The organism is Clavibacter tessellarius (assembly GCF_001618005.1).
Lineage (GTDB): Bacteria > Actinomycetota > Actinomycetes > Actinomycetales > Microbacteriaceae > Clavibacter > Clavibacter tessellarius_A.
In genome coordinates this window covers 20,331-45,664 of record NZ_LQXA01000020.1, presented here as the reverse complement: position 1 = coordinate 45,664, position 25,334 = coordinate 20,331, and the positions used below count along the sequence as shown (strand labels likewise).

Annotated in this window: 24 protein-coding genes; 13 read left to right on the top strand and 11 right to left on the bottom strand. The window is 74.7% G+C overall.

Going from position 1 to position 25,334, the window contains the following annotated elements:
- Window position 1 precedes the first annotated feature (1 nt).
- From AWH51_RS05405 to AWH51_RS05390, 5 genes are all read right to left on the bottom strand, one after another.
- The gene (locus AWH51_RS05405; protein WP_063071087.1) at window positions 2-502 is read right to left on the bottom strand and encodes a hypothetical protein; all 501 of its coding nucleotides are present in this window, start codon (window positions 500-502) and stop codon (window positions 2-4) included.
- On the bottom strand, window positions 502-660 hold the full coding sequence (locus tag AWH51_RS16210; protein ID WP_175345468.1) for a hypothetical protein: 159 nt from the start codon (window positions 658-660) through the stop codon (window positions 502-504). The genes AWH51_RS05405 and AWH51_RS16210 overlap by 1 nt, the downstream gene beginning before the upstream one ends.
- A 137-nt stretch (window positions 661-797) precedes the next feature.
- On the bottom strand, window positions 798-1,319 hold the full coding sequence (locus tag AWH51_RS05400) for a GNAT family N-acetyltransferase (RefSeq protein WP_081234888.1): 522 nt from the start codon (window positions 1,317-1,319) through the stop codon (window positions 798-800).
- Window positions 1,320-1,368: 49 nt separating this feature from the next.
- Complete coding sequence (locus AWH51_RS05395) at window positions 1,369-1,953, bottom strand: NAD(P)H-dependent oxidoreductase (RefSeq protein ID WP_063071086.1); 585 nt, start codon at window positions 1,951-1,953, stop codon at window positions 1,369-1,371.
- Window positions 1,954-1,996: 43 nt separating this feature from the next.
- Complete coding sequence (locus AWH51_RS05390; RefSeq protein WP_063071085.1) at window positions 1,997-3,502, bottom strand: dihydrolipoyl dehydrogenase family protein; 1,506 nt, start codon at window positions 3,500-3,502, stop codon at window positions 1,997-1,999.
- A 255-nt stretch (window positions 3,503-3,757) separates the two neighbouring features.
- On the opposite strand from AWH51_RS05390, the gene AWH51_RS05385 reads away from it, so the two are divergent.
- Together AWH51_RS05385 and metG are read left to right on the top strand one after the other, a co-directional pair.
- Window positions 3,758-4,909, top strand: a complete 1,152-nt coding sequence (locus tag AWH51_RS05385) for a bifunctional 2-methylcitrate synthase/citrate synthase (protein ID WP_063071084.1) — start codon at window positions 3,758-3,760, stop codon at window positions 4,907-4,909.
- A gap of 74 nt (window positions 4,910-4,983) precedes the next feature.
- Window positions 4,984-6,561, top strand: coding sequence for a methionine--tRNA ligase (gene metG / locus AWH51_RS05380; protein ID WP_063071083.1), 1,578 nt, complete (start codon window positions 4,984-4,986; stop codon window positions 6,559-6,561).
- Window positions 6,562-6,702: 141 nt separating this feature from the next.
- Here metG and AWH51_RS05375 read toward each other — a convergent pair whose 3' ends face one another.
- A complete protein-coding gene (locus AWH51_RS05375) occupies window positions 6,703-7,164 on the bottom strand; it encodes a hypothetical protein (protein ID WP_063071082.1) in 462 nt (153 codons plus the stop codon).
- Between the two features lie 234 nt (window positions 7,165-7,398).
- Between AWH51_RS05375 and AWH51_RS05370 the strand changes: the two genes are divergently transcribed.
- From AWH51_RS05370 to AWH51_RS05355, 4 genes are read left to right on the top strand one after another with little or no spacing between them, the layout of a single operon-like run.
- The gene (locus AWH51_RS05370; RefSeq protein WP_063071081.1) at window positions 7,399-8,349 is read left to right on the top strand and encodes a TatD family hydrolase; all 951 of its coding nucleotides are present in this window, start codon (window positions 7,399-7,401) and stop codon (window positions 8,347-8,349) included.
- Window positions 8,346-9,257, top strand: a complete 912-nt coding sequence (gene rsmA / locus AWH51_RS05365) for a 16S rRNA (adenine(1518)-N(6)/adenine(1519)-N(6))-dimethyltransferase RsmA (protein ID WP_063071080.1) — start codon at window positions 8,346-8,348, stop codon at window positions 9,255-9,257. The genes AWH51_RS05370 and rsmA overlap by 4 nt, the downstream gene beginning before the upstream one ends.
- A 10-nt stretch (window positions 9,258-9,267) precedes the next feature.
- Window positions 9,268-10,206, top strand: a complete 939-nt coding sequence (locus AWH51_RS05360) for a 4-(cytidine 5'-diphospho)-2-C-methyl-D-erythritol kinase (RefSeq protein WP_063071079.1) — start codon at window positions 9,268-9,270, stop codon at window positions 10,204-10,206.
- 27 nt (window positions 10,207-10,233) lie between these two features.
- The gene (locus tag AWH51_RS05355; protein WP_063071099.1) at window positions 10,234-11,157 is read left to right on the top strand and encodes a DMT family transporter; all 924 of its coding nucleotides are present in this window, start codon (window positions 10,234-10,236) and stop codon (window positions 11,155-11,157) included.
- Between the two features lie 42 nt (window positions 11,158-11,199).
- Here the strand turns inward: AWH51_RS05355 and AWH51_RS05350 are convergent, their stop codons facing one another.
- Window positions 11,200-11,619 (bottom strand): hypothetical protein, encoded by a 420-nt coding sequence (locus AWH51_RS05350; RefSeq protein WP_063071078.1) that lies wholly within the window; start codon window positions 11,617-11,619, stop codon window positions 11,200-11,202.
- Between the two features lie 136 nt (window positions 11,620-11,755).
- On the opposite strand from AWH51_RS05350, the gene AWH51_RS05345 reads away from it, so the two are divergent.
- Window positions 11,756-12,271, top strand: coding sequence for a hypothetical protein (locus AWH51_RS05345; protein ID WP_063071077.1), 516 nt, complete (start codon window positions 11,756-11,758; stop codon window positions 12,269-12,271).
- Between the two features lie 240 nt (window positions 12,272-12,511).
- On the opposite strand, the gene AWH51_RS05340 is transcribed toward AWH51_RS05345, so the two are convergent.
- Both AWH51_RS05340 and AWH51_RS05335 read right to left on the bottom strand, forming a co-directional pair.
- The gene (locus AWH51_RS05340; protein WP_063071076.1) at window positions 12,512-14,560 is read right to left on the bottom strand and encodes an acyltransferase family protein; all 2,049 of its coding nucleotides are present in this window, start codon (window positions 14,558-14,560) and stop codon (window positions 12,512-12,514) included.
- A gap of 274 nt (window positions 14,561-14,834) precedes the next feature.
- The gene (locus AWH51_RS05335) at window positions 14,835-15,350 is read right to left on the bottom strand and encodes a CGNR zinc finger domain-containing protein (RefSeq protein WP_107490162.1); all 516 of its coding nucleotides are present in this window, start codon (window positions 15,348-15,350) and stop codon (window positions 14,835-14,837) included.
- 86 nt (window positions 15,351-15,436) lie between these two features.
- Between AWH51_RS05335 and AWH51_RS05330 the strand changes: the two genes are divergently transcribed.
- On the top strand, window positions 15,437-16,297 hold the full coding sequence (locus tag AWH51_RS05330; protein WP_063071074.1) for an alpha/beta fold hydrolase: 861 nt from the start codon (window positions 15,437-15,439) through the stop codon (window positions 16,295-16,297).
- Window positions 16,298-16,313: 16 nt separating this feature from the next.
- On the opposite strand, the gene AWH51_RS05325 is transcribed toward AWH51_RS05330, so the two are convergent.
- A complete protein-coding gene (locus AWH51_RS05325; protein WP_063071073.1) occupies window positions 16,314-18,020 on the bottom strand; it encodes a glycosyltransferase family 39 protein in 1,707 nt (568 codons plus the stop codon).
- Between AWH51_RS05325 and AWH51_RS05320 the strand changes: the two genes are divergently transcribed.
- Window positions 18,019-19,206: a ThiF family adenylyltransferase gene (locus AWH51_RS05320; RefSeq protein ID WP_063071072.1), complete on the top strand. Its 1,188-nt coding sequence runs from the start codon at window positions 18,019-18,021 to the stop codon at window positions 19,204-19,206. The genes AWH51_RS05325 and AWH51_RS05320 overlap by 2 nt on opposite strands.
- Window positions 19,203-20,012: a nucleotidyltransferase domain-containing protein gene (locus tag AWH51_RS05315; protein ID WP_063071098.1), complete on the top strand. Its 810-nt coding sequence runs from the start codon at window positions 19,203-19,205 to the stop codon at window positions 20,010-20,012. Before AWH51_RS05320 ends, AWH51_RS05315 begins: the two co-directional genes overlap by 4 nt.
- A gap of 8 nt (window positions 20,013-20,020) precedes the next feature.
- On the opposite strand, the gene AWH51_RS05310 is transcribed toward AWH51_RS05315, so the two are convergent.
- The gene (locus AWH51_RS05310; protein WP_063071071.1) at window positions 20,021-21,304 is read right to left on the bottom strand and encodes a hypothetical protein; all 1,284 of its coding nucleotides are present in this window, start codon (window positions 21,302-21,304) and stop codon (window positions 20,021-20,023) included.
- A gap of 229 nt (window positions 21,305-21,533) precedes the next feature.
- On the opposite strand from AWH51_RS05310, the gene AWH51_RS05305 reads away from it, so the two are divergent.
- The 3 genes from AWH51_RS05305 to AWH51_RS05295 all read left to right on the top strand — a co-directional run bounded on the left by AWH51_RS05305 (window position 21,534) and on the right by AWH51_RS05295 (window position 25,302).
- Window positions 21,534-22,145, top strand: coding sequence for a hypothetical protein (locus tag AWH51_RS05305; protein ID WP_063071070.1), 612 nt, complete (start codon window positions 21,534-21,536; stop codon window positions 22,143-22,145).
- A 101-nt stretch (window positions 22,146-22,246) separates the two neighbouring features.
- Window positions 22,247-24,280 carry an aldo/keto reductase gene (locus AWH51_RS05300; protein ID WP_063071069.1) on the top strand — a complete coding sequence of 678 codons (2,034 nt, stop codon included), beginning with the start codon at window positions 22,247-22,249 and terminating at the stop codon, window positions 24,278-24,280.
- Complete coding sequence (locus AWH51_RS05295) at window positions 24,259-25,302, top strand: LacI family DNA-binding transcriptional regulator (protein WP_081234887.1); 1,044 nt, start codon at window positions 24,259-24,261, stop codon at window positions 25,300-25,302. Before AWH51_RS05300 ends, AWH51_RS05295 begins: the two co-directional genes overlap by 22 nt.
- Window positions 25,303-25,334 lie beyond the last annotated feature (32 nt).

The following is a 25,334-nucleotide window of genomic DNA, read 5'->3' as shown; positions in this document are numbered from 1 at the left end:
CTCACGCGTCCGTGACCGAGGGGCGCGACTCCTTCCGGCGTCGGCGTCGCGCGTGGCGGGCGACCACGATCGCCGTGGCCCCCGCGGTGATGGCGGCGACCACGCCGGTCGTCCCGAGGGTGGGCGCCAGGGGGAGCGGCTGCCATTCGGCGAGCACGGCCAGCCAGGCGAGGGAGATGACGGCGGTCAGGATGACGACGGCGAGCGCCGACGTGCGCCGCCGGAGCTCCGGGCGGTGCCGCGCGAGGTGATCCGGCAGGCCCGCCAGCGCGCCGGCGGCCAGCCCGACGACGAAGGCCATCACCGCGGCGAAGAGCATCGCCTGCAGCACGACCGGGAGGAACCTGCCGTCGTCCGAGCCGGCCCGGCTGGTGATGCTGCTGAGCGCGACCAATGACCCGGGGATCAGGAGCACCGCCACCGCGCCGCCCACCGCGGTGGTCCACGGGAGCACGTGGAGGAGGGTGCGGGGTTCGTCGTCGTGCGAGGTCGCGTGCGGCATCAGGCGCGCGCCCCGGGCGCGTGCTCGTCGAGGCGCCGGAGCGATCCGTCGAGCGCGAGTCCCCGGGTGAGGACGCCCATCGCGTGCGACGCGAGGACCTGGCCCACGCGGGAACCCGCGCGCACCCCGCCGGATCGGGCGGCGGGGGCGGCGGGCATTCCGCGAGGCTAGCCGCGGGGCGCTGCGGGCGCTGCGGCGTGTGCACAGTGGGACGCGGATCCTCGTGCCTCGCGGCGTGCGGCCGGCGCGAGGTGGCGGACTGCGCGCTCCTCGGTGGGATCCCGGCGTCGGCGCGTCAGAGCCGGACGACGCGGTACGTCTCGTCCACCGCGAAGCCCGCGCGGGCGTAGACGGCGATCGCGCGCGGGCTCGAGTGCACGCGCACGTACCGGCAGCCCGCGGCGCGGGCGTCGTCGAGCAGCGCGGCGACCAGCCGGGAGCCGGTCCCGGATCCGCGCAGCTCGGGGACGACGTAGACCGACTGCACGTCGCCCGCGACGCGGCTCAGGTCGTCCGGCGTCGGCGGCCGGTCCGTGAGGGCGAGCCAGGCCAGGCCCACGACGACGCCGTCCCGCTCGGCGACGACGCAGCGGTGCGTCCCCGCGTGCGCGTCGGCGAAGGCGGTGGTCGCGGCGACGTAGCCGGCGGGATCGGTCACGGGCGCCGTGCCCGACTCGTCGACGGACCACCGCCAGCGCAGCTCCGCGACCGCTCGCATGTCCGCGGGCTCGGCCGCGCGGATCGCGATCTCGTCCGCACCGGGGACGGCGCGGGCCTCGTCGCCGGGACGGTCGGGGAGCGGATCGTCGGCGGTCATGCTCCGACGCTAGGCGACGCCGGATGGCCTGCGCGGAGGGCCCGCCGGATCAGCCGACCGCCGCCAGCACCTCGGCCACGGCCCGCTCCACCTCGGCGTCCACGGCGTCGCGGTCGCCCGACTCGGAGTCGTGCACGACGGCCGTCGCGCCGCGGCGCGCGCCGCAGTAGTCGAGGATCCCGTGGCCGATCTGGGTCTCGAACGACGCGAGGTAGCCGTGCCGGGCGAACGACTCCCGGCTGGTGCCGGAGACGGGCACGAGGTGCACGGTGAGGCGCTGGAGCCGCTTCTCGACGCGCCCCTCGTCGTCGATGCCGAACGCCCAGCCCGCGATGAAGGTGCGGTCGATCCAGCCCTTGAGGAGGGCGGGCATCGACCACCACCACACGGGGAAGACGAGCACGACGTGGTCCGCGGCGTCGAGGCGCGCCTGCTCGGCGACGACGTCCGCGGGCGCGGGGGAGTCGCCGGCGTACGCGGCCCGGTCGGCCATGCCGAACACCGGGTCGAAGCCCTCCTGCGCGAGGTGCGCGACCTCCGTCCGGTCGGCTCCGAGGGCGGCGACGACCCGGCGGGCGACCTCGTGGGTGAGGGAGTCGGGATCGGGATGGGCCGTGACGATGAGGGCGGTCATGCGGTCATCCGACCACGCGCCGCTGGGCGGCCCCGACCGCGCGTCAGTCCAGCTCGCCCGGGCGCTCCTCCTCCTGGAGCAGCCGCCGGGCCGCGATCCCGATGATCGCGCTGTAGGTCGGGTACGCGAACCGCACGTGCGCGAGGGTGGACACGTCGACGCCCGCGGCCATCGCGGTGGTGACCGACTGGATCACCTCGACCGCGTTCTCGCCCACGGCGTGCGCGCCGAGGATCAGCTCACGGCGGCGGTCGGCGATGAGGAGCAGGAAGCCGGCCTCGCGGTCGTCGATCACGGCGCGGTCGACCTCGGCGAACGGCACCCGCGCCACGACGCACGCGCCGTCGCGCTCGCGCGCCTCCGCCTGGGTGAGGCCGACGCCCGCGTAGTCGGGGTCGGTGAAGCCGCCGGCCGGGAGGAGCTGCAGCGGGATCCGCCGGTTGACGCCCAGCACCGCGTTCTCGGCCGCGGCCTCGCCCTCCGACTGCGCCGCCTGCACGAGCATGTCCTTCCCGTTGGCGTCGCCCACCGCGAGGATGTGCGGCACGCGCGTGCGGAGGTAGCGGTCGACCGGGATCGCCGAACTCTCCACCTCCACTCCCGCGTGCTCGAGCCCCAGGTCCTCGACGTCGGCGGGCCAGCCGGTGGCCATGATCACGGCGTCGAAGCTGGAGGACTGCGGGCGGTCGCCCTCGCGCCAGAGCAGGGTGATGGATCCGTCGCCCGTCCGGGTGAGGCCCGTCACCGTGTCGATGCCGGTGCGCACCCGCACGCCCTGGGCGACGAACGCCGCGGCGACGGCCTCCGAGATCGCCTCGTCGGACGCCGTCAGCACGCGCGGCGCGACGTCGAGCAGCGTGACCTCGGAGCCGAACGAGCGGAACACCGTGACGAGCTGCGCGCCCGTGTTGCCCGCGCCGATGACGGCCAGACGGCGGGGGATCCCCGGCAGCGCGAGCACGTCCTCGGGCACGGTCGCGAGCTCGGCGCCGGGCACGGGCAGGCGGCGCGAGTGGCCGCCGACGCACACGATGATCGAGCCCGCCGTGATCCGCCGGCCGCTGTCGAGCACGAGCGTGCGGTCGTCGACGAAGCGCGCGCGGCCCTCGTGGATGAGCGTGATGCCCGCCGCCTCGAAGCGCGCCGCCTCGTCCTTGAGCGAGCGCACGCGGTCGACCTGCGCGTGCACGCGCGCCACGATCGACGGCCAGTGCGGCGCAGGCTCGCTCACGCCGATCCCGCTCTCGCCCGCCGAGCGCACCTCGCGCACGAGCCGCGCGGTCTTCGCGAGCACGCGCGTGGGCACGCATCCGGTGTTGACGCACGTGCCGCCGAGGCGGCCGGCCTCCAGCACCACGACGGATGCGCCCAGCTCGGCGGCGCGGAGGGCGGCGGCGGTGCCCGCGGGCCCGGCGCCGATGACGGCGACGTCGTAGCGGTCGGGCTCGGCCGCGCCGCCGGGTTGCGCGTCGCCTGCGGCTGCGGCATCGCCTGCGGCTGCGGCTGCGGCCTCGGCGGCGCGATCGGCGTGGTCGGTGCTCTCGGGCATGGCGTCCTCCGGGTCGGCGCGGCTGCGCGGCGGCGCCTCGGGTGCGCCTGCTCGTGAGGCTACCGAGCGGATCCCGCGGCGACCCGGGTGCGGAGGAGGTCGTCACCGGCCTGTCGTCCGGCGGCTCCTCCCCAACCCGCCGTCGCGCGTCCACCGCCTCGTCGTCGGCGCCCCTCGCCGCCGCGCCGCCGGCCCCGATACAGTGACGAACGCACCCGGAGGCGACCCGATCCGCCCGACCACCGCGGGTGCGGCATGCCGCGAAGGAGCACCATGGCCGACATCCGCAAGGGCCTCGCCGGGGTCGTCGTCGACACCACCCGCATCAGCAAGGTCGAGCCGGCCACCAACTCCCTCCTCTACCGCGGCTACCCCGTGCAGGAGCTCGCCGCCGAGTGCTCCTTCGAGCAGGTCGCGTACCTCCTCTGGCACGGCGAGCTGCCGACCGACGAGGAGCTCGCCCACTTCGAGAACCAGGAGCGGTCGGAGCGGCAGCCGTCCGCGGCCGTGCTCGGGATCATCGACGCCCTCCCCGTCGACGCGCATCCGATGGACGTCCTGCGCACCGCGGTCAGCGCGATCGGCACCGCGGATCCGACGCCGGAGGACCACTCCGCCGACGCCGACCTCGGGCGGTCCGTGCGTCTGCTCGCGCAGATCCCCGTGCTCATCGCGTACGACCAGCGGCGCCGCCAGGGCCTCGCGCCCGTCGAGCCGCGCGACGACCTCGGCCTCGCCGAGAACCTGCTCCTCATGGTGCACGGCGACCGGCCCACGGAGGCCGACGCGAAGGCGATGGAGGTGTCGCTCATCCTCTACGCCGAGCATTCCTTCAACGCCTCCACGTTCACGGCCCGGGTCATCACCTCCACCCTCGCCGACCTGCACTCCGCGGTCACGGGCGCCATCGGCGCGCTGAAGGGCCCGCTTCACGGCGGCGCGAACGAGGCCGTGCTCGAGACGCTCGACGAGATCGGCGACGCGTCGCGCGTGGAGGCGTGGCTCGATGCGGCGCTCGCCGCGAAGCGCAAGGTCATGGGCTTCGGCCACCGCGTCTACCGCGCGGGCGACTCGCGCGTCCCCACCATGAAGGCGGCGCTCGACGACCTCGTGGCCGCCCGCGTCGCCGACGGCGGGCCCACGGGGGAGTCCGCCACCCGCACCATGGAGCTGTACGACGCGCTCGAGCGCGGCATGGCGGCGCGCACCGGCATCCTGCCGAACCTCGACTACCCCTCGGGCCCCGCCTACGCGCTCCTCGGCTTCGAGACCCGCGCCTTCACGCCGCTGTTCGTCGCCGCGCGCGTGGTCGGCTGGACCGCGCACATCGTCGAGCAGCGGGCGGCGAACTCGCTGATCCGGCCGCTCTCCGAGTACGACGGACCGGCGGAGCGCCACCTCTCCTGACCGGCGCGCGTGGCCCGCTCGGCGCCCCCGTCACACGATCGGGAGCGCTCCCGCCGATCGTTAGGATGGAGCCCATGTCCCGCGGCGAGCCCTTCTACATCACCACGCCGATCTTCTACGTGAACGACGTCCCGCACATCGGGCACGCGTACACGGAGGTCGCCGCCGACGTCCTCGCGCGCTGGCACCGCCAGCGCGGCGACGACACCTGGTTCCTCACGGGCACCGACGAGCACGGGCAGAAGATCCTCCGCACCGCCACGGCGCACGACACGACCCCGCAGGCCTGGGCCGACCGCCTCGTCACCGAGAGCTGGCAGCCGCTGCTCGCCGCCGTCGACATCTCCAACGACGACTTCATCCGCACCACCGACGCCCGCCACGAGGAGTCGGTGAAGGTGTTCCTGCAGCGCCTCCACGACGCCGGGTACATCTACACGGGTGAGTACAAGGGCTCGTACTGCGTCGGCTGCGAGGACTACAAGCAGCCGAACGAGCTGGTCGAGGGCACCGGGCCGTTCGAGGGCCAGCTCGTCTGCGCCATCCACTCCAAGCCGGTCGAGCAGCTCGAGGAGAAGAACTACTTCTTCCGCATGAGCGACTTCGGCGAGCGCCTCCTCGCGTTCTACGAGGAGCGCCCCGACTTCATCCAGCCCGAGAGCGCGCGCAACGAGATCCTCTCGTTCGTGCGCGGCGGGCTGCAGGACCTCTCCATCTCGCGCTCCAGCTTCGACTGGGGCATCCCCATCCCGTGGGACGAGAGCCACGTCGTGTACGTGTGGTTCGAGGCGCTCATGAACTACGTCACGGCCATCGGCTACGGCGTGGACGACGAGCGGTTCCGCCGCCGCTGGCCCGCCACGCACCTCGTGGGCAAGGACATCCTCCGCTTCCACGCGGTCATCTGGCCCGCCATGCTCATGGCGCTCGGCGAGGAGCCGCCCCGCCGCGTCTTCGGCCACGGCTGGCTGCTCGTCGGCGGCGAGAAGATGTCCAAGTCGAAGCTCACGGGCATCGCGCCGGAGACCATCACCGACACCTTCGGCATCGACGCCTTCCGCTACCACTTCATGCGCGCCTTCGCGTTCGGGCAGGACGGCTCCTTCAGCTGGGAAGACCTGTCGGCCCGCTACCAGGCCGAGCTCGCCAACGGCTTCGGCAACCTGGCCTCCCGCGTGATCGCGATGGTCGGCCGCTACTTCGACGGCCGCGTCCCCGAGGGGAACGCGCTCACCGAGGCCGACGAGCGCGTGCTCTCCGTGGCGCGGTCCGCGGCGGCCACCGCCGACGAGGCCATCGAGCGGCTCGCGATCCACGAGGCGCTCGCCGCCGTGTGGACGCTGGTCGACGAGCTCAACGGCTACATCACGAGCCAGGAGCCCTGGGCCCTCGCCAAGAGGGACGACGGCCGCGAGCGCCTCGAGACCGTGCTGCACACCGCGGTCCGCGGGCTCGGCACGCTCGCCGTGCTGCTCGCGCCCGTGCTGCCCGGCGCCACCGCCAAGCTCTGGACCGCGCTCGGCGGCACCGGCACGGTCGGCGGGCAGCGCATCGACCTCGCCGACGAGTGGACCGGATCCGGCCTCGTCACCCCGCTCGAGGCGCCCCTGTTCCCGCGCATCGAGCAGGAGCCGGCGACGCCCGTCGCCTGACCCGTCGCTCGATCGTGCCGCCTCCCGGTCGGCGTCGGCACGCCGGGTGGGGGTCGCGCGGGGCGGCGCCAACGCGGGACGGGTGAGCGGGGCCGGTCCGTCCGGCACCCGCCCACCCACCCGAGGGCTGCTCTCCGCGGATCAGTTGATGCGGAACGTCTGCCACTGCGTGTTGTGGTTGCGGACGCCCGGGGGCAGGTCGTAGCAGGCGCCCGTCGACGCGGCCGTCCACGACGGGCTGTCTCCTCCGTCCGTGTAGATGTACACGCGGGCGTTGCTGACGTAGATGGATGCCGCATCCTCGCGGACCGGCTGTCCCAGGCCGACGGTGCCCCACTGGCTGCTGGTGAAGGTGTCGTTGACCCAGCCCTCCTTGGCGTTGAACCCCGTGTAGACGCGGGACGCCGTCCCGCCGCCTCCGCAGCCGGGCCCGTAGAAGATCTCGAACGCCGGCGTCGCCGCCTGCGCCGGGGTCGCTCCGGCCAGCGTCGCGAGCGCAGCTCCCGCTGTGACGGAGAGGGCCGCGATGACGCGCCTGCGCGTCGTGCTCCGTCTGCCCCCTCGTCTCGTTCCCGTGCTGGTGATCTCCGTCGATCCGTTCATCTTTCGCCATCCTGTCGTGTGTTCATGGTGGTGGGAGCGGGCATGGGAGACCCGCGGCACGGCGGCGTCCGACCGCCTGTAGCGCGGGACGCTAGCAGCCGCATCGGGCCCGGAACGGCTTCGTCCGAAGGCCCCCGGATCGCCCATCCCCGTGGTATTTGCGGGGCGATGCGCAGGCCGATGCGTCGCGTCCCGGCCCCGGGCGACGCGGACGCCGTCGGTAGAGTGAGCGCGATGTCCGACTCCAATCACGTGCGCCAGCGCGACACCTCCTCGGCCCACGGCCAGACGCGCGATCTCTCGTACCCGCCGCTGCCCGAGGCGCTCACGGTCCCGGTCTACGACAACCACACGCATCTCGAGATCGCGGACGGCGAGTCGCCCCTCGACTTCACCGAGCACCTCGACCGCGCGAGCTCCGTGGGCGTCCGCGGCGTGATCCAGGTGGGCGGCGACCTCGAGACCTCCCGCTGGTCGGCGGAGACGGCCGCGCACGAGCCGCGCATGCTCGCGGCCGTCGCGATCCACCCGAACGAGGCGCCTGCCTACGAGGAGGCGGGCACGCTCGACGACGCGCTGGCCGAGATCCACGAGCTGGCCGGGCGCCCGCGCGTGCGCGCCGTCGGCGAGACCGGGCTCGACTTCTTCCGCACGGGCGAGGAGGGCCGCGCGGCCCAGCAGCGCTCGTTCGAGGAGCACATCCGCATCGCCAAGGAGCGCGGAATCGCCCTCCAGATCCACGACCGCGACGCGCACGACGAGGTCGTCGCCACGCTGCTGCGCGTCGGCGCCCCCGAGCGCACCGTCTTCCACTGCTTCTCCGGCGACGAGGACCTCGCCCGGATCTGCGCCGAGAACGGCTGGTACATGTCGTTCTCCGGCACGGTCACCTTCAAGAACTCGCACGACCTCCGTGAGGCGCTCGCGTTCGCGCCGCGCTCGCTGCTGCTGGTGGAGACGGACGCCCCGTTCCTCACGCCCGTGCCGTTCCGCGGTCGGCCGAACGCGCCGTACCTCATCCCGCACACGCTCCGGGCGATGGCCGCGCACCTCGGCACCGACGTGTCGATGCTCGCCGCGCAGATCTCCTCCAACACCGAGCTGGTCTACGGCCGCTGGGACGACGAGCCCGTGACGTCGCCGTCGAAGGACCCGGCCGAGCTCGACCCGGCGGGCCGCGCGTGAGCGACGAGGCGTCGACCGCGCCCGCCGCCGCCCCGGCGCCCACGCTCCTCGGCCCCGCCGAGATCCGCGACCTCGCCGAGCTGCTCGGCGTCGCGCCCACCAAGAAGCTCGGCCAGAACTTCGTCATCGATGCCAACACGGTCCGCCGCATCGTGCGCGTCGCCCGCGTCGAGGCCGGCACGCACGTGGTCGAGGTCGGCCCCGGGCTCGGATCCCTCACCCTCGGCCTCCTCGAGACGGGCGCGAGCGTCGTCGCGGTGGAGATCGACGGCCGCCTCGCCGAGCAGCTCCCGATCACGGTGGGCCTCTACCAGCCGGACGCCGACCTCACCGTCGTGCACGAGGACGCGCTCCGCATCCAGGACCTGCCGGGCGACCCCGCCGCGCTCGTCGCGAACCTGCCCTACAACGTCTCCGTGCCCGTGCTGCTGCACCTGCTCGAGCACTTCCCGTCGATCCGCACGGGCGTCGTCATGGTGCAGGCCGAGGTCGGACACCGCATCGCCGCGGCACCCGGATCCAAGGTCTACGGATCCCCGAGCGTCAAGGCCGCCTGGTACGGCGCGTGGCGCACGGCCGGCCAGGTCAGCCGCCAGGTCTTCTGGCCCGTGCCGAACGTCGACTCCGTGCTCGTCGCCTTCGAGCGGCACGCGGAGCCCTTCGCCTCCGAGGAGCTGCGGAAGCGCACCTTCAAGATCGTCGACGCGGCCTTCCAGCAGCGCCGCAAGATGCTGCGCCAGGCCCTCGCCGAGCTGCTCGGCGGGAGCGAGGCGGCGTCGGCGCTCCTCGAGGCCGGCGGGGTCGCCCCCACTTCGCGGGGCGAGCAGCTGAGCGTCCACGACTACCTCCGCGTAGCCCGTGCCTGGGCGGATCGCGACGGGGTCGGAGTGCCTCCCAGCCTCCGCTAGGTTGGATCACATGACCTCCGCGGCCACCACCTCAGATGTGGTGCACGCGCGGGCCCCGGGCAAGATCAACGTCTCCCTCACGGTCGGCGCCCTGCAGGAGGACGGCTACCACGACGTCGCCACCGCCTACCAGGCCGTGAGCCTCTACGAGGACGTGTACGCCACCCGGTCGGACGGCTTCTCGGTGGAGTTCGGCGGATCCATCGACACGTCGCACCTCACGGTCGGCGCCGACAACCTCGCCATCCGCGCCGCGCGCCTGCTCGCCCGGAGCACCGGGTACCGCGGCGGCGTGCACCTGCGCATCGAGAAGGACGTGCCCATCGCGGGCGGCATGGGCGGCGGATCGGCGGATGCCGCGGCCACCCTCCTCGCCTGCGACACCCTCTGGGGCACCGAGCGCACGCGCGACCAGCTGCTCGCGCTCGGCGCCGAGCTCGGCGCCGACGTGCCGTTCGCGCTCGCCGGCGGCACCGCCATCGGCACCGGCCGCGGCGACCGCCTCAGCCCCGCGCTCGCCAAGGGCACCTTCCAGTGGGTGCTCGCCATCGCGGAGTTCGGCGTCTCCACGCCCGACGTCTACGGCGAGCTCGACAAGCACCGCGAGCGCCACGCGCAGGACATCTTCCCGGCGCAGCAGGTCCCGCAGGTCGACTCGGGCGTGCTCCAGGCGTTGCGCGCGGGGGATCCGCACATGCTCGCCGAGGTCCTGCACAACGACCTCCAGGCGCCCGCCCTCCACCTCGCGCCCGGCCTCGGCGAGGTGCTCCAGCTCGGCGAGGAGAACGGCGCGCTCGCGGGCATCGTCTCGGGATCCGGTCCCACGGTCGCGTTCCTCGCGGCCGACCTCGACAGCGCGCTCGAGCTGCAGATCGCGCTGAGCGCCGCCCGCCTCACGGTCATCCGGGCCACCGGGCCCGTGCACGGCGCCCGCATCATCACCGGCTGACCCGGCCCGCTCCGCACCATGCGCACGATGCTGCCCCGCGCCGTCCGGCCCACGCGGCCCGAGTGGGCCCTCCTCGGCATCACGGCGATCTGGGGCGGCACCTTCCTCGCGGTGCACGTCGCGATGGAGCACAGCGGGCCGCTCTTCTTCGTGGGGCTCCGCTTCCTCGCGGCCGGGCTGATCAGCGCGGTCGTCTTCCGCCGGACGCTCCGCGGCATGCGCCGGGTCGACCTCGGCGCGGGCGCGGCCATCGGCGTCATGATCTTCCTGGGCTACGGCCTCCAGACGTACGGCCTGCAGACCATCCCGAGCAGCACCTCCGCCTTCATCACCGCGCTCTACGTGCCGCTCGTGCCGCTCCTGCAGTGGGCCGCGTTCCGGAAGCGGCCGAGCGCTCTCGCCCTGGTGGGGGTGGCGCTGGCGTTCGTCGGGCTCCTGCTCGTCGCGGGTCCGCAGGAGGGGGTGGCGCTCGGCGCGGGGGAGCTGGCGACGCTCGTGAGCACGCTGCCGATCGCCGCCGAGATCATCCTCATCGGCCTGTTCGCGGGCCGCGTCGACGTGGGCCGGGTGACCGTCGTCCAGCTCCTCGTCGCCGGCGCCCTGTCGCTGGCGTGCATGCCCGTGGCGGGCGAGGCGATCCCGGCGTTCTCGTGGGTGTGGCTCGTCGCGGCGCTCGCGCTGGGGGTGAGCAGCTGCCTCATCCAGCTCACGATGAACTGGGCGCAGCGCTCCGTGTCGCCGACGCGCGCGACCATCATCTACGCGGGCGAGCCCGTGTGGGCGGGGATCGTCGGCCGTGTGGCGGGGGAGCGGCTGCCCGCGCTCGCGATCCTCGGGGCAGCCCTCATCGTCGCCGGCACGCTCGTCAGCGAGCTGCGGCCGCGCGGGGCGCGTGAGCCCGATGCCGCGCCGCGTCCCGAGCCGGGTGAGGAGCGCCGGACCGTCGGCTGACGGGTGCGGCCTCGCGGTGCATCGGAGCGTCCCGGTGCCCGTCTACCGCGCGGCGCCCGTCGCGCGGAGGTGGCGGATCAGGTCCTCCGGCCCGGCGCACATCGCCTCGAAGGCGAGGTGGAGGGTCTCCCTGCGGTCGGCCGTGCCGACCGCGACGCAGCGCTTCCCGAGCCCGTAGGCGATCCCGGCCTCCATGTGCGCGGCGGCCCCCGCCGGGAGGACGAGCACGAACCGATCGGCTGCCCGGAGCGCGGCGAGATCCTGCTCGAACAGCCGGCGGATGCCCGGGTCGTCGAGGTCGGCGTGGTCGGCGCCACCCGGGGCGGCGAACGCGGCGGCGTCCGGGTCGTAGGCGGCGCGGACGAAGCAGTAGGACCGGGCGCCGATGCCGTCGAGCGCGTCGAGGACCTCGGCGACGCCCGGCCTGTTGCGCCAGCTGCCGGCGACGAAGTACGTGATCACGGAGGCGACGGTACGGGGTCCACGGTCGGGATCGTGGAGAACGCCCGCCCCGCGCGGAGCGGTGCCCCTACCCTCGGCGGCGCGTGCGCTCTCGCGCGTGGCTCCGATCCCGCTCGCCATCCTCCGAGGAGACATCATGCACATCATCACTCGCGCCGCCGCGGCGGTCGCCATCACCGTCAGCGCCGGGCTCCCGCTCGCGCTCGTCGCGCCGGCCGCGGCGCAGGCCGCCACCGAGTCGCCCGTCGCGGCGACCGGGCCGGCTGACTCGACCGCCCGCGTCGCGCTGCCCGACCCGCAGCGCATCACGGGGACGGGTCCGCTGACCGTCCACGGCACGCAGCGGGCCGTCTGCGCCGGCACGACCAAGTGCGTGGAGTTCCACGGCACGGGCGTCCCCGGCGAGATCGTCACCGTCACCTACGCCGTCACCCGCGACCCGGCGTACCGGAACCGCGGCGTCGCCGGGCTCACGGTGGTCGCGGAGAAGGCGCACGTCGACGGCTCCGGCGACTGGGCCCTCACCACCGAGTTCCCGAACCCCGTCATCACGACGGACGCCGGCCACCGGGGGCTCGCGTACCACGTGGTCGAGACGCCCGACGGCACGGCGGTCACCGCCCGCTTCGCGGGGACCATCGCGGTCCGCTGATCCGCGACCGCTCCGTCCGCTGCATCCGCTCCACCGCGAAGGGCCCGACGCCACGGCGTCGGGCCCTCGTGCGTCCGCGGGGCGCATCCGCGGGCCGGTCCGCGGGCCGCATCCGCGAGCCGGGTCCGCGGGGCGCATCCGCGAGCTGCACCCGCCCGGAGGGGACGGGGCTCTCGCGACCCGGGTCCGAGCGGGACCGTGGCGACGATCCTGCCGCCGTGGGGCGCGGTCGACGCGACCTCAGCCGAAGGACGCGATGGCGTCGCGGACGGCCGCGGCGTACATCGCGGCGGCGCGCCTGCCGGGGTGGATCCCGTCCTTCGCGAGCAGCCCCGGGTTCGCCGTCGCGATGGCCTGCCAGCGCGCGATCCGCACGTTCGCGTGTGACGCGGCCGCCTGCTGGATCGCGTCGTCGACCCGCGAGGTCCAGGACATGGGGCCGGACACGTCGACCAGGACCACCTTCCGGCCGCCCGCGGCCTGGATGGCCTGCTCGAGGTCGTCGACGCCGCCCATCCCGTTCGTGCCGAGCGCGATGACCACGGTGGTGGCGTCCGGCCGGGAGTCGAGGTGGCTGCGGACGAGCTGCGCGGCCGCGGGCATCTGCCGGCTGACCACCGCGTCGATGGTGATGCCCGGGAGCTGCTGCTGGAGCGCGCGTCCCGAGGCGAGCATGACCGAGTCGCCGATGGCGATCGTCGAGGAGCCGTCCATGGTCGGGGCGTGCGGTGCCGGGGCGGCGGGCGTCGGCGCGGGGGTCGACGTGGTGGGCGGTGATGCGCCGGGCGTCCCGGGGGCGTGGGCGGACGGACCGGGGGTCGCGGTGGGGGTCGGGGTCGCGCGTGGCGCATCCGCGTCCGGGGTGCCCGCGTCCGGCGCGCGGTCCGCGCCGGGAGCGCCCGGGGAGGCGTCGGGGGAGGAGGAGCCGCCCGGATCCGCCGCGACACCGGGGTCGCCGGGGCCGCCCGGGTCCCCGGGGGCGTCGGCACCGGGATCAACGTCGTCGTCGCCGGGGAGGTCGGCGCTGCCCTGCTCGACGAACCGCTGGGCCTCGGTCTCGCCGGGGTCGGCGCGCTCGGCCGCGGTGACCGACGTGCCGAGCCCCAGCACGAGCGCGACCGCCGCCGCGAGAGCCACGGGCTGCCGCAGGAGCCGGCGGAACCCCAGCCGGAGGACGGGCAGCTCGACCCACCGGTGGCTGGCGGCCGCGGCGACGACGGAGATCCCGAGGGCCAGCAGCAGTCCGGGCACGGGGCCCAGGCCCCCGACGTCGGGGAGCGCTGCCGCCGCGAGCACGAGCATCGGCAGGTGCCAGAGGTAGAGGCCGTAGGAGCGGCGGCCGAGCCAGCCCGTCGGTCCGGCGTCGAGGCGCGCGAACGGGGATGCACCGCCCCGGCTGCACGCGAGCACCATGACGCAGCCGAGCCCGGCGCCCAGCACGGTCACGAGGGAGCGCGAGCCCGGATCCGCGGCGTCGGGCGCGAGGGCCAGGAGCCCGAACGCGACGAGCGACAGGTACGAGACGACCGCCCACGCCGTCGCGTGCGCGTCGGCCGCGGGATCCGCGCGCGTCCGTCGCCGCTCGGCCGCCACCGCGAGGGCGGCGCCGAAGAGCAGCCCGAACGCGTGCGCGGGCGTCGCCAGGTAGGCGGCCTCCGTGAGCCCGGCGGCCGTGAGCGCGAGCGGGATGACGGCCGCCACCGCGCCCGCCGCCCACAGCCAGCGGAGCCGGATCGTGCGGCCGCCGCGCGTGAGGACGAGCAGCACCATCGGCCAGACCAGGTAGAACTGCTCCTCGATCGCGAGGGACCAGAAGTTGTCGAAGAGGCCCGTGGTCGAGTGGAGGAAGTAGTCGCCGCCGGCGATGAGCATCTGCCAGTTCGTGCCGAGCGCCGCCATGCCCACGAGCTGGGCGGGCAGCCCGACGAGCACGTCGCCGCCGATCATCGCGGCGACGGCCGTGGCCGCGGTGACGACGATCACGGCGGCCGGCAGGAGCCGGCGGACGCGGCGGACGGCGAAGGCGCCCAGGCGGATCGTGCCCGTCGCGCGTCGCTCGCGCAGGAGCAGGCCCGTGATCAGGAAGCCGCTGATGACGAAGAACACGTCGACGCCGGCGTACCCGCCCGGCACCGCGTCGGGGGCCGCGTGGAAGAGCACGACCGCCAGGAGCCCCAGCGCGCGCAGGGCGTCGAGGCCGGCGTACCGCGCGTGGGATCCGGCGGCGGCGTCGTCCGCGGGACCCGGGTCGACGGGTCCACGCGGATCCGGGGCGGGCTGCGATGGCACGGTGGCGCTCTCCTCGTGCTGGTCGGCGCGTGCGGCGGGATCCCCGCGGCGCGCTGCGGCCGCCCGCCGCGGTTCGCGTGGCGTGCGGTCCCCTCGTGTGGGGGCGCGGCGGGGCGACCGGATGGACCGGGCGTCGCCGAGCCCGTCAGGACCCTAGCCACTCGGGCGTCCGCCGTCGCGGAGGACGGCGGACCGGGGAGGCGCGTGTCGTGCGGCCCGGGCGCGCCGTGGCCGGGCGGGAGCGCTGTGGCGGGCGCCGGATCGGCCGCTCGGCTCAGCGCGTCCGCTGTGCGTGCGCGCGGGCCTTCATCCGGTTCCCGCAGGTCGCCATCGAGCACCACCGGGCCGTGCCGGGGCGGCTGCGGTCGAGGAGGAACAGCCGGCACTCGTCGTTCGCGCACGGGCGGAGACGGCCGGGCAGGCGTGCGGTCACGTCGGACCAGGCGAGGACGACCTCCACGGCCAGGCGCTCGTCCCGCGGCGCGCGGAGCTCCCACGTGACGCCCGCGGCGGTGACGCGCGGCGTGCGGACGACCCCGTCGACGACGTCCGCCAGCGCGGCGACGGGATCGGGATCCGCGATGCCGCCCGCGCCGGCATCGGCCCGGACGACGGCCTGGATCGCGTCGCGCGCGCGGCGGAGGCGCTCGAGCTCGGCGGCGGTGCCGATGCCGCCCCAGGTGCGCGCGAGCTGCCGGCCGGATGCACCGTCGAGGTGGTCCTCGCGCCCGCCGTCGACCACCGGCGCGCTGTTCAGCACGGCCAGCAGCAGCTCCTCGTCCGGGTGCACGGCTCCTCGATCCTCCGCGCTCGGGTGGCGCGATGGATCCATGCTACCGTCTCGCTAACCACCAAAACAACTCAAAGGGGTTAGCCATGGTCACCGTCCACCACCGCACCGTCTCGATCGACGGCCTCGACGTCTTCTGGCGCGAGGCCGGACCCGTCGACGCGCCCGTCCTCCTGCTCCTGCACGGCTACCCGTCGAGCTCGCACATGTTCCGGCACCTGATCCCCGCGCTCGCGGGCCGCTACCGCGTCATCGCGCCCGACCTGGTGGGCTTCGGCCGCTCGTCCGCGCCCTCGGTCGACGACTTCGCGTACACGTTCTCCGCGCTCGCCGACGTGACCGGGCGCTTCCTCGCCGCCATCGGGGTGTCCCGGTACGCGATCTACGTGCAGGACTACGGCGCCCCCGTCGGCTGGCGCCTGGCGCTCGCCGACCCCGGGGCCGTCACGGGCGTCATCACGCAGAACGGGAACGCCTACGAGGAGGGCTTCGTGCCCTCGTTCTGGGATCCGATCTGGGCCGACGGCGCGGAGCGCACCGACGCCACGCGCGATGCGCTCCGCACGGCTCTCGGTCGTGACGCCGTCGAGTGGCAGTACACGCACGGCGTGCCGGACCCGTCCGTCGTGGATCCCGACGCCTGGGAGCACGACCTCGCGCTCCTCGCCCGCCCGGGCCAGGACGACGTGCAGCTGGCGCTGTTCCGCGACTACGCCACCAACCGGGAGCTGTACCCGGCGGTGCAGGCGTGGATCCGCGAGTCGCGCGTCCCGCTCCTCGCGATCTGGGGACGCCACGACGAGATCTTCGGTGCGGCGGGCGCGGAGGCGTTCCGGCGCGACGCCCCGCACGCGCGCATCGAGCTGGTCGACGGCGGGCACTTCCTGCTCGAGTCGCAGCTCGACCTCGTGGTGCGGACCATCGGCGAGTGGCAGGACGCCTCGTGATGCGCGGCCGGGCGGATCAGCCCGCGTCGACCCGCTCGTAGCGCTCGACGTTCGCGTTCATCACGTGCCAGTCGTCGGTCTTCGCGAAGCCGCGCGGCGTGAGCGCCTCGGCGACCTCGGGGCGGATGTCCTGCCTGTCGCTCGTGACGAGCCACACGACGTCAGCGCCGTCGACCTCGTCGACCCGGTCGGCCAGCGGGTGCGTCTGCTCCCAGAGGCCGTCGGTGTCGCCGGGCGGCGTGCGCAGCAGGATGTCGTCCATGCCGCGGAACGCGTCCGGGTAGGAGTACGCGACGATGCGCGAGGTCGCCTTGGGGTGCCGGCGCACCGGGCCGAAGATCACGGCCTCGCTCGTGCCGGGGGCCTCCTGGGCGCGCTCCTCGGAGACGATCCGCGCGATGGCGGCCCAGTCGGAGTCGGCCTTCCGGGTGGTGGTGCGGTCGTGCACGAGCTGCATCACCGAGAGTGCGACGAGCGCGGCCGTCACCGCGGCGACGAGCGGCTTCCACCTCAGCGCGAGGATCCCCACGGCCATGAGCATCGCGAACGCGGGCGCCGTGTAGGCCATGTAGCGCGGCGAGTAGAGCGGCGACATGAGGGTGGACGCGCCGATCAGCAGCAGCGTGGGCACGGCGCACCACACGACCGCGAGCTGCAGGATCGTCGGCGACCATCCGGCGTGCAGGTACGCCGACTCGTACTCGGCGAGGTCGCCCTCGGGCTCGACGCGGGAGGCGCGGCGGGCGCGCACCAGGCGGATCCCGCGGCGCACCAGCAGCGCGAGGCCCAGGAGCGCGACCGCCCAGGCGACCAGCGCGAACACGTCGTTCTCGGAGAAGAGCTGGGTGGACAGCACCTGCATGACGGTGTTCGGCCCGATGGGCTTGATCCAGCCGACCTGGCCCGACTGCTCCGTCACCACGCGCACGAGCGGCAGGCTGAGGAGCCCGGCGGCGATGGACGCGGAGGCCCACCCGAGCAACGACACGACCATGGGGCGGCGGCTGCGGCGGCCGGCGCGCGCGGAGGCGACGGCCCACAGGATCACGACGCCGTGCGCGCCCACGAGCAGCGCCAGGTACACGAACGTGGAGGCGCCGAGCCACGCGAGCAGCCCGTACAGCGCCCACCACCTGGCCTGCACCTGCCAACGCGCGCCCGCCCGGCGGGCCGCGAGCACCAGCGTGATCGTGAGCGCGACGGCGATGAGCGTGCCGAGGGCGAAGGACCGGCCCTCGGTGCCCATCCAGGCCGAGCGGGGGATCACGACGAAGACGATGCCGGCCACGATGCCGGTGGCGCGCGTCGAGACGGTGCGGGTGAGGAGCACGACGCCTGCGGCGGCCAGGCCGATGAACACGGCGCTCGGGAACCGCAGCGACGTGGGGGAGTAGCCGACCAGCTCGAACCACACCTTCATGCCCGCGTAGTAGAGGCCGTGGACGGCGTCGACCGTGCTGAGCTCACGGAGCAGGTCGTCCCAGCCGCGCGTGGCGGAGATCACGGTGGCGGCCTCGTCGTACCAGACCGACGGCGCGCCGGCGAGGGGGAGCGCGAGCAGGAAGCCGAGGAGGCCGATGATCCAGGCGTCGCCCCAGCGGCGGTGGTGGAAGCGGCCGAGGGGGCCGGAGGGGCGGCCGCCGCGGGTCCCGTCGGCGGGCCGTCGTACGCTGGGTCCGGTCGACGCGGGTCCGCGTCCGCCGTCCGTACGGAGGTCTGTCATGGGGTCGTCTCTGCCGCTCGTCGATCGGGAGGGCACCGACCCCGGAGGGCGGGGCCCGGGTGGTCAGGGCTCCGGGCAGGATGCGCACGAGCGGCGCGAACGGCACTCCCGGCACCTCGCCCTTCCCGGCATCGGGATGGGGGGTCAGTCCCGCATCGACCAGGCGCGCGTGCTCGTGATCGGCGCGGGCGGGCTGGGCTCCCCGGTGCTGCAGTACTTGGCCGCAGCGGGGATCGGGACCCTGGGAATCGTAGACGACGATGCTGTGGACCTCTCCAACCTCCAGCGCCAGACCATCCACGGCACGCCCGACGTGGGCCGGCCGAAGACCTCGTCAGCTGCGGATTCCGTGCACCGCACGGACCCCGGCATCGAGGTGATCGAGCACGCCGAGCGGCTCACCAACGACAACGCCCTCCGGATCCTGGGCGGATACGACGTGGTCGTCGACGCCACCGACAACTTCGCCACGAGGTACCTCATCAGCGACGCGGCGGCGCTCGTCGGCGTCCCGTGCGTGTGGGGATCCGTGTACCGGTTCGACGCGCAGGTCACCGTCTTCTGGGACGCGGCGCCCGACGGCCGCGGCATCGACTACCGCGACGTGTTCCCCGAGCCGCCCGCCGACGGCGCCGTGCTCTCCTGCGAGGAGGCGGGCGTGTTCGGCGCGGTGTGCGGCACGGTCGGGTCGCTCATGGCGACCGAGGTCATCAAGCTCGTCACGGGCGCGGGACAGCCGCTGCTCGGCCGGGTCGTGGTGCTCGACGCGCTCGCCGGCACCAGCCGCACCATCGGCGTGAAGCGCGCGAAGGGCCGCCAGCGGGTCACGGCGCTCGCCGACTACGACCTCTTCTGCGGTGTGGGCGCGGCCACCGACGGCACCGAGCTCGACGCGGAGGAGGTGGAGCGGATCCTCGCCTCCGACGAGCAGGTCGTCCTCCTCGACGTGCGCGAGCCCGACGAGCGCCTCGTCGACTCCATCCCCGGCCACGTCGCGGTGCCGGTGCGCATCGTCACGGTGGATCCGGGCGCGGTGCCCGGCGAGATCACCGACCGCGTCATCGTCTACTGCGCGTCGGGCGTGCGCTCGCGGGCAGCCGCGGCGGCGCTCCGCGAGGCCGGGCGCGACGCGGTGAGCCTGCGCGGCGGGATCCAGTCGTGGCGGAGCGTGGCGGGGCGGGCGTGACGGACCCCGTCGACGCCGGTCCGACCTTCGGCCTCGACGACGACGCGTTCCTCGAGCACGTCGTTGATGCGCTGGCCTCCGTGCCCGGCGTGCGGGGAGTGGCGCTCGGCGGATCCCGAGCGCAGGGGGTCGCGCGGCCCGAGAGCGACTGGGACGTGGCCGTCTACTACCGCGGGTCCTTCGATCCCGACGGCCTCCGCGCGCTCGGCTGGCCCGGGTCGCTCAGCCCGCGCGGCGGCTGGGGCCGGATCTTCGACGGCGGCGGCGCGCTGCACGTCGACGGGCGCACGGTCGACGTCCACTACCGCGATCTCGACATGATCGACGCCGTGCACGAGGAGGCGCTCGCCGGCCGCTTCGCCATCGAGCGGCTGCTCTTCCACCAGGCGGGCCTGCCGAGCACGATCCTGCTGGCCGAGCTGGGCGTGAACCGCGCCCTCCGGGGCGAGGTGCCCGCGTTCGAGTACCCGGCCGCGCTGCGGGCGTCCGCGCCCGGCATCTGGTGGGAGCACGCCGCGCTGACCCTGCACTACGCCCGCGAGGGCCACGCCCGCCACGGCCGGATCGCGCAGTGCGCGGGGCTCCTCGCGGAGGCGTCCTGCCAGGCGGCGCACGCGATCCTCGCCCACCGCGGCGAGTGGATCACGAACGAGAAGCAGCTGCTGACACGTGCGGGGCTCCGCGGCGTCGACGCGGTCGTCGCGGGCATGGGCGCGGAGTCCGCTGACCTGCTCCGCGCCGCCGACGCGGTCGAGGACCTCCTGCGGGACGCGGTGCGGCGGGAGGGGATCGCGGCCGGCTCCTGATCCGAGGATCAGGGCTGCGGCTCGTCCGCGGCCTCGAGCTCGCCCGATTCGTCGCCCTTGCCGCGGCGTCGGCGCATGGCCCCCGCGGCGAGCTTGAGGGAGAGCCCGTCGGCTGCTGCGCGGCCTCGACCGAAGGCCGCGGCTCCGAGGCGGCGGGCGGCGTCCACGCCCTCGGCGCCCTGGTCGCGCGCCGAGTCCCAGGTGTCACCCACTGCCGCGAGCCAGCGGCGCGCCTCCAGCGACTCGCGCTCGTCGGCGACGCCGAGCAGCCCGTTGAACCGCACGACGCCGGACGCCACCTGGTTGCTGGATCCCACGACCGCCCGCGAGTCGAACGGGTTGAGCAGCACCTTCGCGTTCGCGGTGCCGGCCGCGGCGTCCATCCGCTCGAGCAGGCGGTCGGTGGTGCGGCCGATCACGGCGAGGCGGTTCTGACGGACCGTGCGCAGCCCGACCCGGTGCTCGTCCAGCTCCTCCGGCGAGGCGTCGAGCACGCGGTCGAGCTCGAGCACGGCGACGGCGTCCTGGAGCTGGAAGCACCGCGCGAGCACGGCGAGCCACTCGCGCACGGTCGACTCCGCGTCCTTCGTCACGCGCACGAGGTCGTCGACCTTGGTCGTCTTCTCCATCTTCTCGGCGAGGGCGTCGAGCTGGCGGAGGGCGTAGCCCTGCGTGCGCGCGAGCGTCTGGGTCGTGCCCTGCACCTTCGACCAGGTGATGTCCGAGACACGGCCCACCTGGGCGCGGATCATCGTGCCCTCGTCGATGACCATCTCCGCGCCGATCATGTCGGCGAGCACGGCGTCCTTCTGGCCGCGGAGGATGTCGTCGACCTTGGCGTCGATGACGGCCAGGTAGTCGCTGATCTCGTCCATGGCCTGCTCCATCGCGAGCTGCGCCATGATGCCGGCGGCGCCCGCGAGGACCGCGGGATTGGCCAGGATCCGACCCGGCCCGGCCGCGAACTCCACGACGTCGACGAAGCGCCCGCCCTGCCCGCGGATCACGCCCAGATCGAGACCCGACTTCGTGCTCTTCACCAGGCCGACGTTGTCCTTGATCAGCTTCACCGACCTGTCGGACAGCTTCACCCACCGCCCGTGGTTCTCCGCGACGACGGATCCCGCCTGCATCGCGGCCGCCGCCATGCCGGCGACGGGCTTCAGCCGCTCGAGCCCCAGATCCCGCCCCTTCGGCAGCTCGTTCGCGGCGAGGAAGCGCTCCACCGCGCTCGGCTCGCCGATGACGGCCAGGCCGTCGCCGTCGCTGATCAGCTGGACGTCGTCATCCACGGGGACTCCTTCGGGTGGGCCGGCCGGCTCGGTCGGGTACGGCCTGAGCCTCTCACCGTGCGCGCCGCGCGGGACGCCCCCGATCGGGGTGGATCACGCGACCGACGCCCGCAGCGACTCCGTCTCCCGCAGCTTCGCGCCCCACCGCTCCGGCTCGCCCTCCGCCGCCCGGACAGCGGACCGGTCGCATGCCCGCGAGGCGAGCGCATCGCCATGCCAGGCTCGTCGCATGACCCACGACCCCGTCATCCTCCGCTCCGACGACCCGCGGCTCGGCGGCCTGCTCGCCGCAGGCTGGAGCGTGGGCGCCCGGTCGTGGGGCGCGCAGCTCGACGCCGACCGCGTCGATGAGGCGCACCTGCGCGCGTGCGTGGCCGGCATCGCGCCCGGCCTGCGGATCCGCGAGCTCGGGCCGGACGACCGGGACCGGATCCTCGAGCTCGACGCCGCCACGATCGACGACTACCCGGGCGGCCCGGCCACCCGGCACGCGCCGTTCACGCCCGAGACCGCGCTCGTGGGCACCCCGGCGCGGCGTGCCTTCGGCGCCCTGGACGCGGACGGGCGCCTCGTCGCCCTCACGGTCGTCGACGTGGACGCGGCCGGCGCCCGGGCCGAGACGGACGTCACCGTCGTCGCGCGGACCCACCGCTCGCGCGGGCTCGGCCGCGCCGTGAAGGCGGCGTCCGTCCTCGCCCTGCTCCACGCCGGCATGCGCGCCTTCCGCACCGGCGGCTCCCGGGACAACGCGGCGATCATCGCGGCCGGCGCCGCGCTCGGCTACCGCATCGACGAGGAGTGGCTCACCCTGCACGCGCCCGATGCCGCGCTTCCGTCGTGAACGTTCACGAGCCCGCTGCGCCCGCCCCCTTGACCGCGCCGGACGCCGGCCCGTAGCGTCGTCGTGAACGTTCACGCCGACGACGCCGCGAAGGGCTCCCCATGACCGACCCCACCCCGACCACCCCGACCGCTCCCGGCTGGGCGGTCCTCGGCCCGGGCAGCATCGCCCGCCGCTTCCTCTCCCAGCTCCCCGCGAGCACGCGCGGCGCCCGCCTCGTCGCCGCCGGCAGCTCGAGCGCCGAACGCGCCGGGGCCTTCGCCGCCGAGGCCGCCGACCACGGCTTCGCCGACGTCACGGGCGGCGACTACGACGCCGTCCTCGCGGATCCGACCGTCGACGCCGTCTACATCTCCACCGTGCACACCGGCCACGCCGACCTCGTGATCCGCGCCCTCGACGCCGGCAAGGCCGTCCTCTGCGAGAAGCCGCTCGCCGTCAACCACGGCACCGCGATGGCGCTCGTCGATGCGGCCCGCGCGGCCGGCCTCCCGCTCGTCGAGGCGTACATGTACCGCTTCCACCCGCAGACCCAGGCGCTCCTCGAGCTGATCCGCGACGGCGAGATCGGCGAGGTCGCCCACGTCGACGCGTCCTTCTCCTTCCGCACCGGATCCCGCACCGGCCGGCTCTACGACACCGCGACCGCGGGCGGCGGGATCCTCGACGTCGGCGGCTACACGGTCACCGCCGCGGCCGCCGTCGTGCAGGCCGCCACCGGGATCGCGGTCGCCGAGCCGCTCACCCTCGAGGTCGACGGCACGGTCGGCCCGACCGGCGTCGACGAGTGGTCGGTCGCGCGCCCCACCTATCGCGGCGGCGCCGGGCGGCCAGGCATCACCGCCACGCTCCGCACGGGCGTCGCGCTCGACGAGCCGCAGGCGCTCACGATCCACGGATCCCGCGGCCGCATCCACCTCAACGACCCGTGGACCCTCGGCGACGCCCCCACCATCGAGATCTCGGTCGTCGGCGAGGAGCCGCGCACGCTCACCTTCACGGGCGCGAAGCCGTACGCGATCGAGGCCGACGCCACGACCGACGCGCTCGCGGCCGGTCTCGGCGAGGCCGCGCAGATGACGCTCGACGAGACGCTCGCCACCGCGCGCACGCTCGACCGCTGGCGCGCCGCGCTCGAGCTCCGCTACCCGTTCGAGGCGGAGGACGCCGACATCCCCACCGTCTCGGGCCGGCCCCTCCGGGTGCGCGACGACAGCCCGATGCTGTACGGCGAGATCCCCGGCGTCGGCAAGCGCATGTCGCGCCTCGTCATGGGCGTCGACAACCAGCCCGACCTCGCCCACGCGTCGGCGATCTTCGACCACTTCGTCGAGCAGGGCGGCAACGCGTTCGACACGGGCTACATCTACGGCGGCGGCGTGCTCGAGGGGCGCCTCGGGAGGTGGATCCAGAACCGCGGCATCCGCGAGGACCTGGTCGTCATCACCAAGGGCGCCCACACCCCGCACTGCGACCCCGATTCGCTCACGCGGCAGCTGCTCGAGAGCCTCGAGCGCCAGGGCACCGACTACGCCGACATCTACCTCATGCACCGCGACAACCCCGACGTGCCGGTGGGGGAGTTCGTCGACGTGATGGACGAGCACCAGCGCGCCGGGCGGATCCGCTCCTACGGCGTCTCAAACTGGACCCCGGAGCGCTTCGACGAGGCGCAGGCCTACGCGCAGGCCAACGGGCGGGCGGGCTTCCAGGCGCTGAGCGACCACTTCGGCCTGGCCGAGGCGTACGACGTGCCGTGGGCGGGGTGCGTGCACGTCACGGATCCGGCCTCCAAGGCCTGGCTCGAGGAGCGGCAGATCCCGCTGCTGCCGTGGTCGTCGCAGGCCCGCGGCTTCTTCACCGGTCGCGCCCGCCCGGACGACCTGAGCGACCCGGAGCTCGTGCGCTGCTACTACGGCGACGACAACTTCGAGCGCCTCCGCCGGGCCGAGGAGCTCGCCGCCGAGCACGGGGTGCAGGCCACGGCGATCGCGCTCGCGTACGTGCTCGCGCAGCCGTTCCCGACCTTCCCGCTCTTCGGACCGCGCACCATCTCGGAGGTCCGCTCCTCGATGCAGGGCCTCTCCGTCGAGCTCACCCCGGAGCAGGTGGCGTGGCTGGACCTGCGCGGCTGAGCGGAGCGGATGCGTCCGGCCGGGAGCCCGCGAGGGACCCGGCCGGCCGCGCCACGATCCACGACGTCGCGTCCGCCGCCGGGGTCTCCCGCCAGACCGTGACGCGCGCGATGAACGCCATGCCGGGCATCAGCGAGGAGACGAAGCGGCGGGTGCTCGACGTCGCCGACCAGCTCGCCTACCGGCCGTCGCGCTTCGGCCGCGGCCTCGTGACGGGCGGCGACCACCAGCTCGGCCTCGTGGTCGACGACCTGCGGAACCCGTGGTCGCCGGAGCTCGCGTCCGCGGTCGTGCGCGTCGCGGCGGCGCGCGGCTGGAACGTGTCGCTCGCCGACGTGGGCCTCGCCGCCGACTCCGACCGCATGGTGGAGGCGCTCGGCGCGCAGACCGACGCGGTCATCGGCACGCTCGGCTCCCGCGCCGGCGAGTGGATCGCGCGGCTCGGCTCCGTGCCCGTCGTGGAGCTGGATCCGCGCGGCGAGCCCCTGCGCGCCGCCGTCCTCCTCGATCCCTCGGGCGCCGTCGAGGCGCTCGCCGACCACCTGCGGGCGGCGGGCGTCGCGCATCCGGTCGTGCTCGACGCCGCCGTGGCCGTCGGTCCGAGCGCGCGCGCCCGGCTGCTGGTCGACGCGTTCGCGGCGCGCGGGATGGAGGCGTCCGTGGTGCGCGCATCCGCACCCACCGCGGAGGCCGCGGCCGAGGCGACCGAGCGGATCGTCGCCCGGCCGCGCACCGCCGACGCGATCGTCGCCTTCAACGACGTGTGCGCCCTCGGCGTGCTCTCCGCGTGCCGCCGCGCGGGCGTCGACGTGCCGGGCGAGGTGCGCGTGGTCGGCATCGACGGCCTGTCGATCGGCCGCCTGCTCGCGCCCACGCTCACGACGCTCGCGGTGGACCTCGACGAGCTCGCCCGGAACGCGCTCGATCTCGCGGTCGCGATGATCGCGGGGGAGCTGCCGCGCTCCGGCCCCGAGGTGATCCGCACGGTGCGGCATCAGCTGGTGGTGCGCGAGTCGGCGTGATGCGCGCCCTCTGGTGCGGACATGCATTGTTC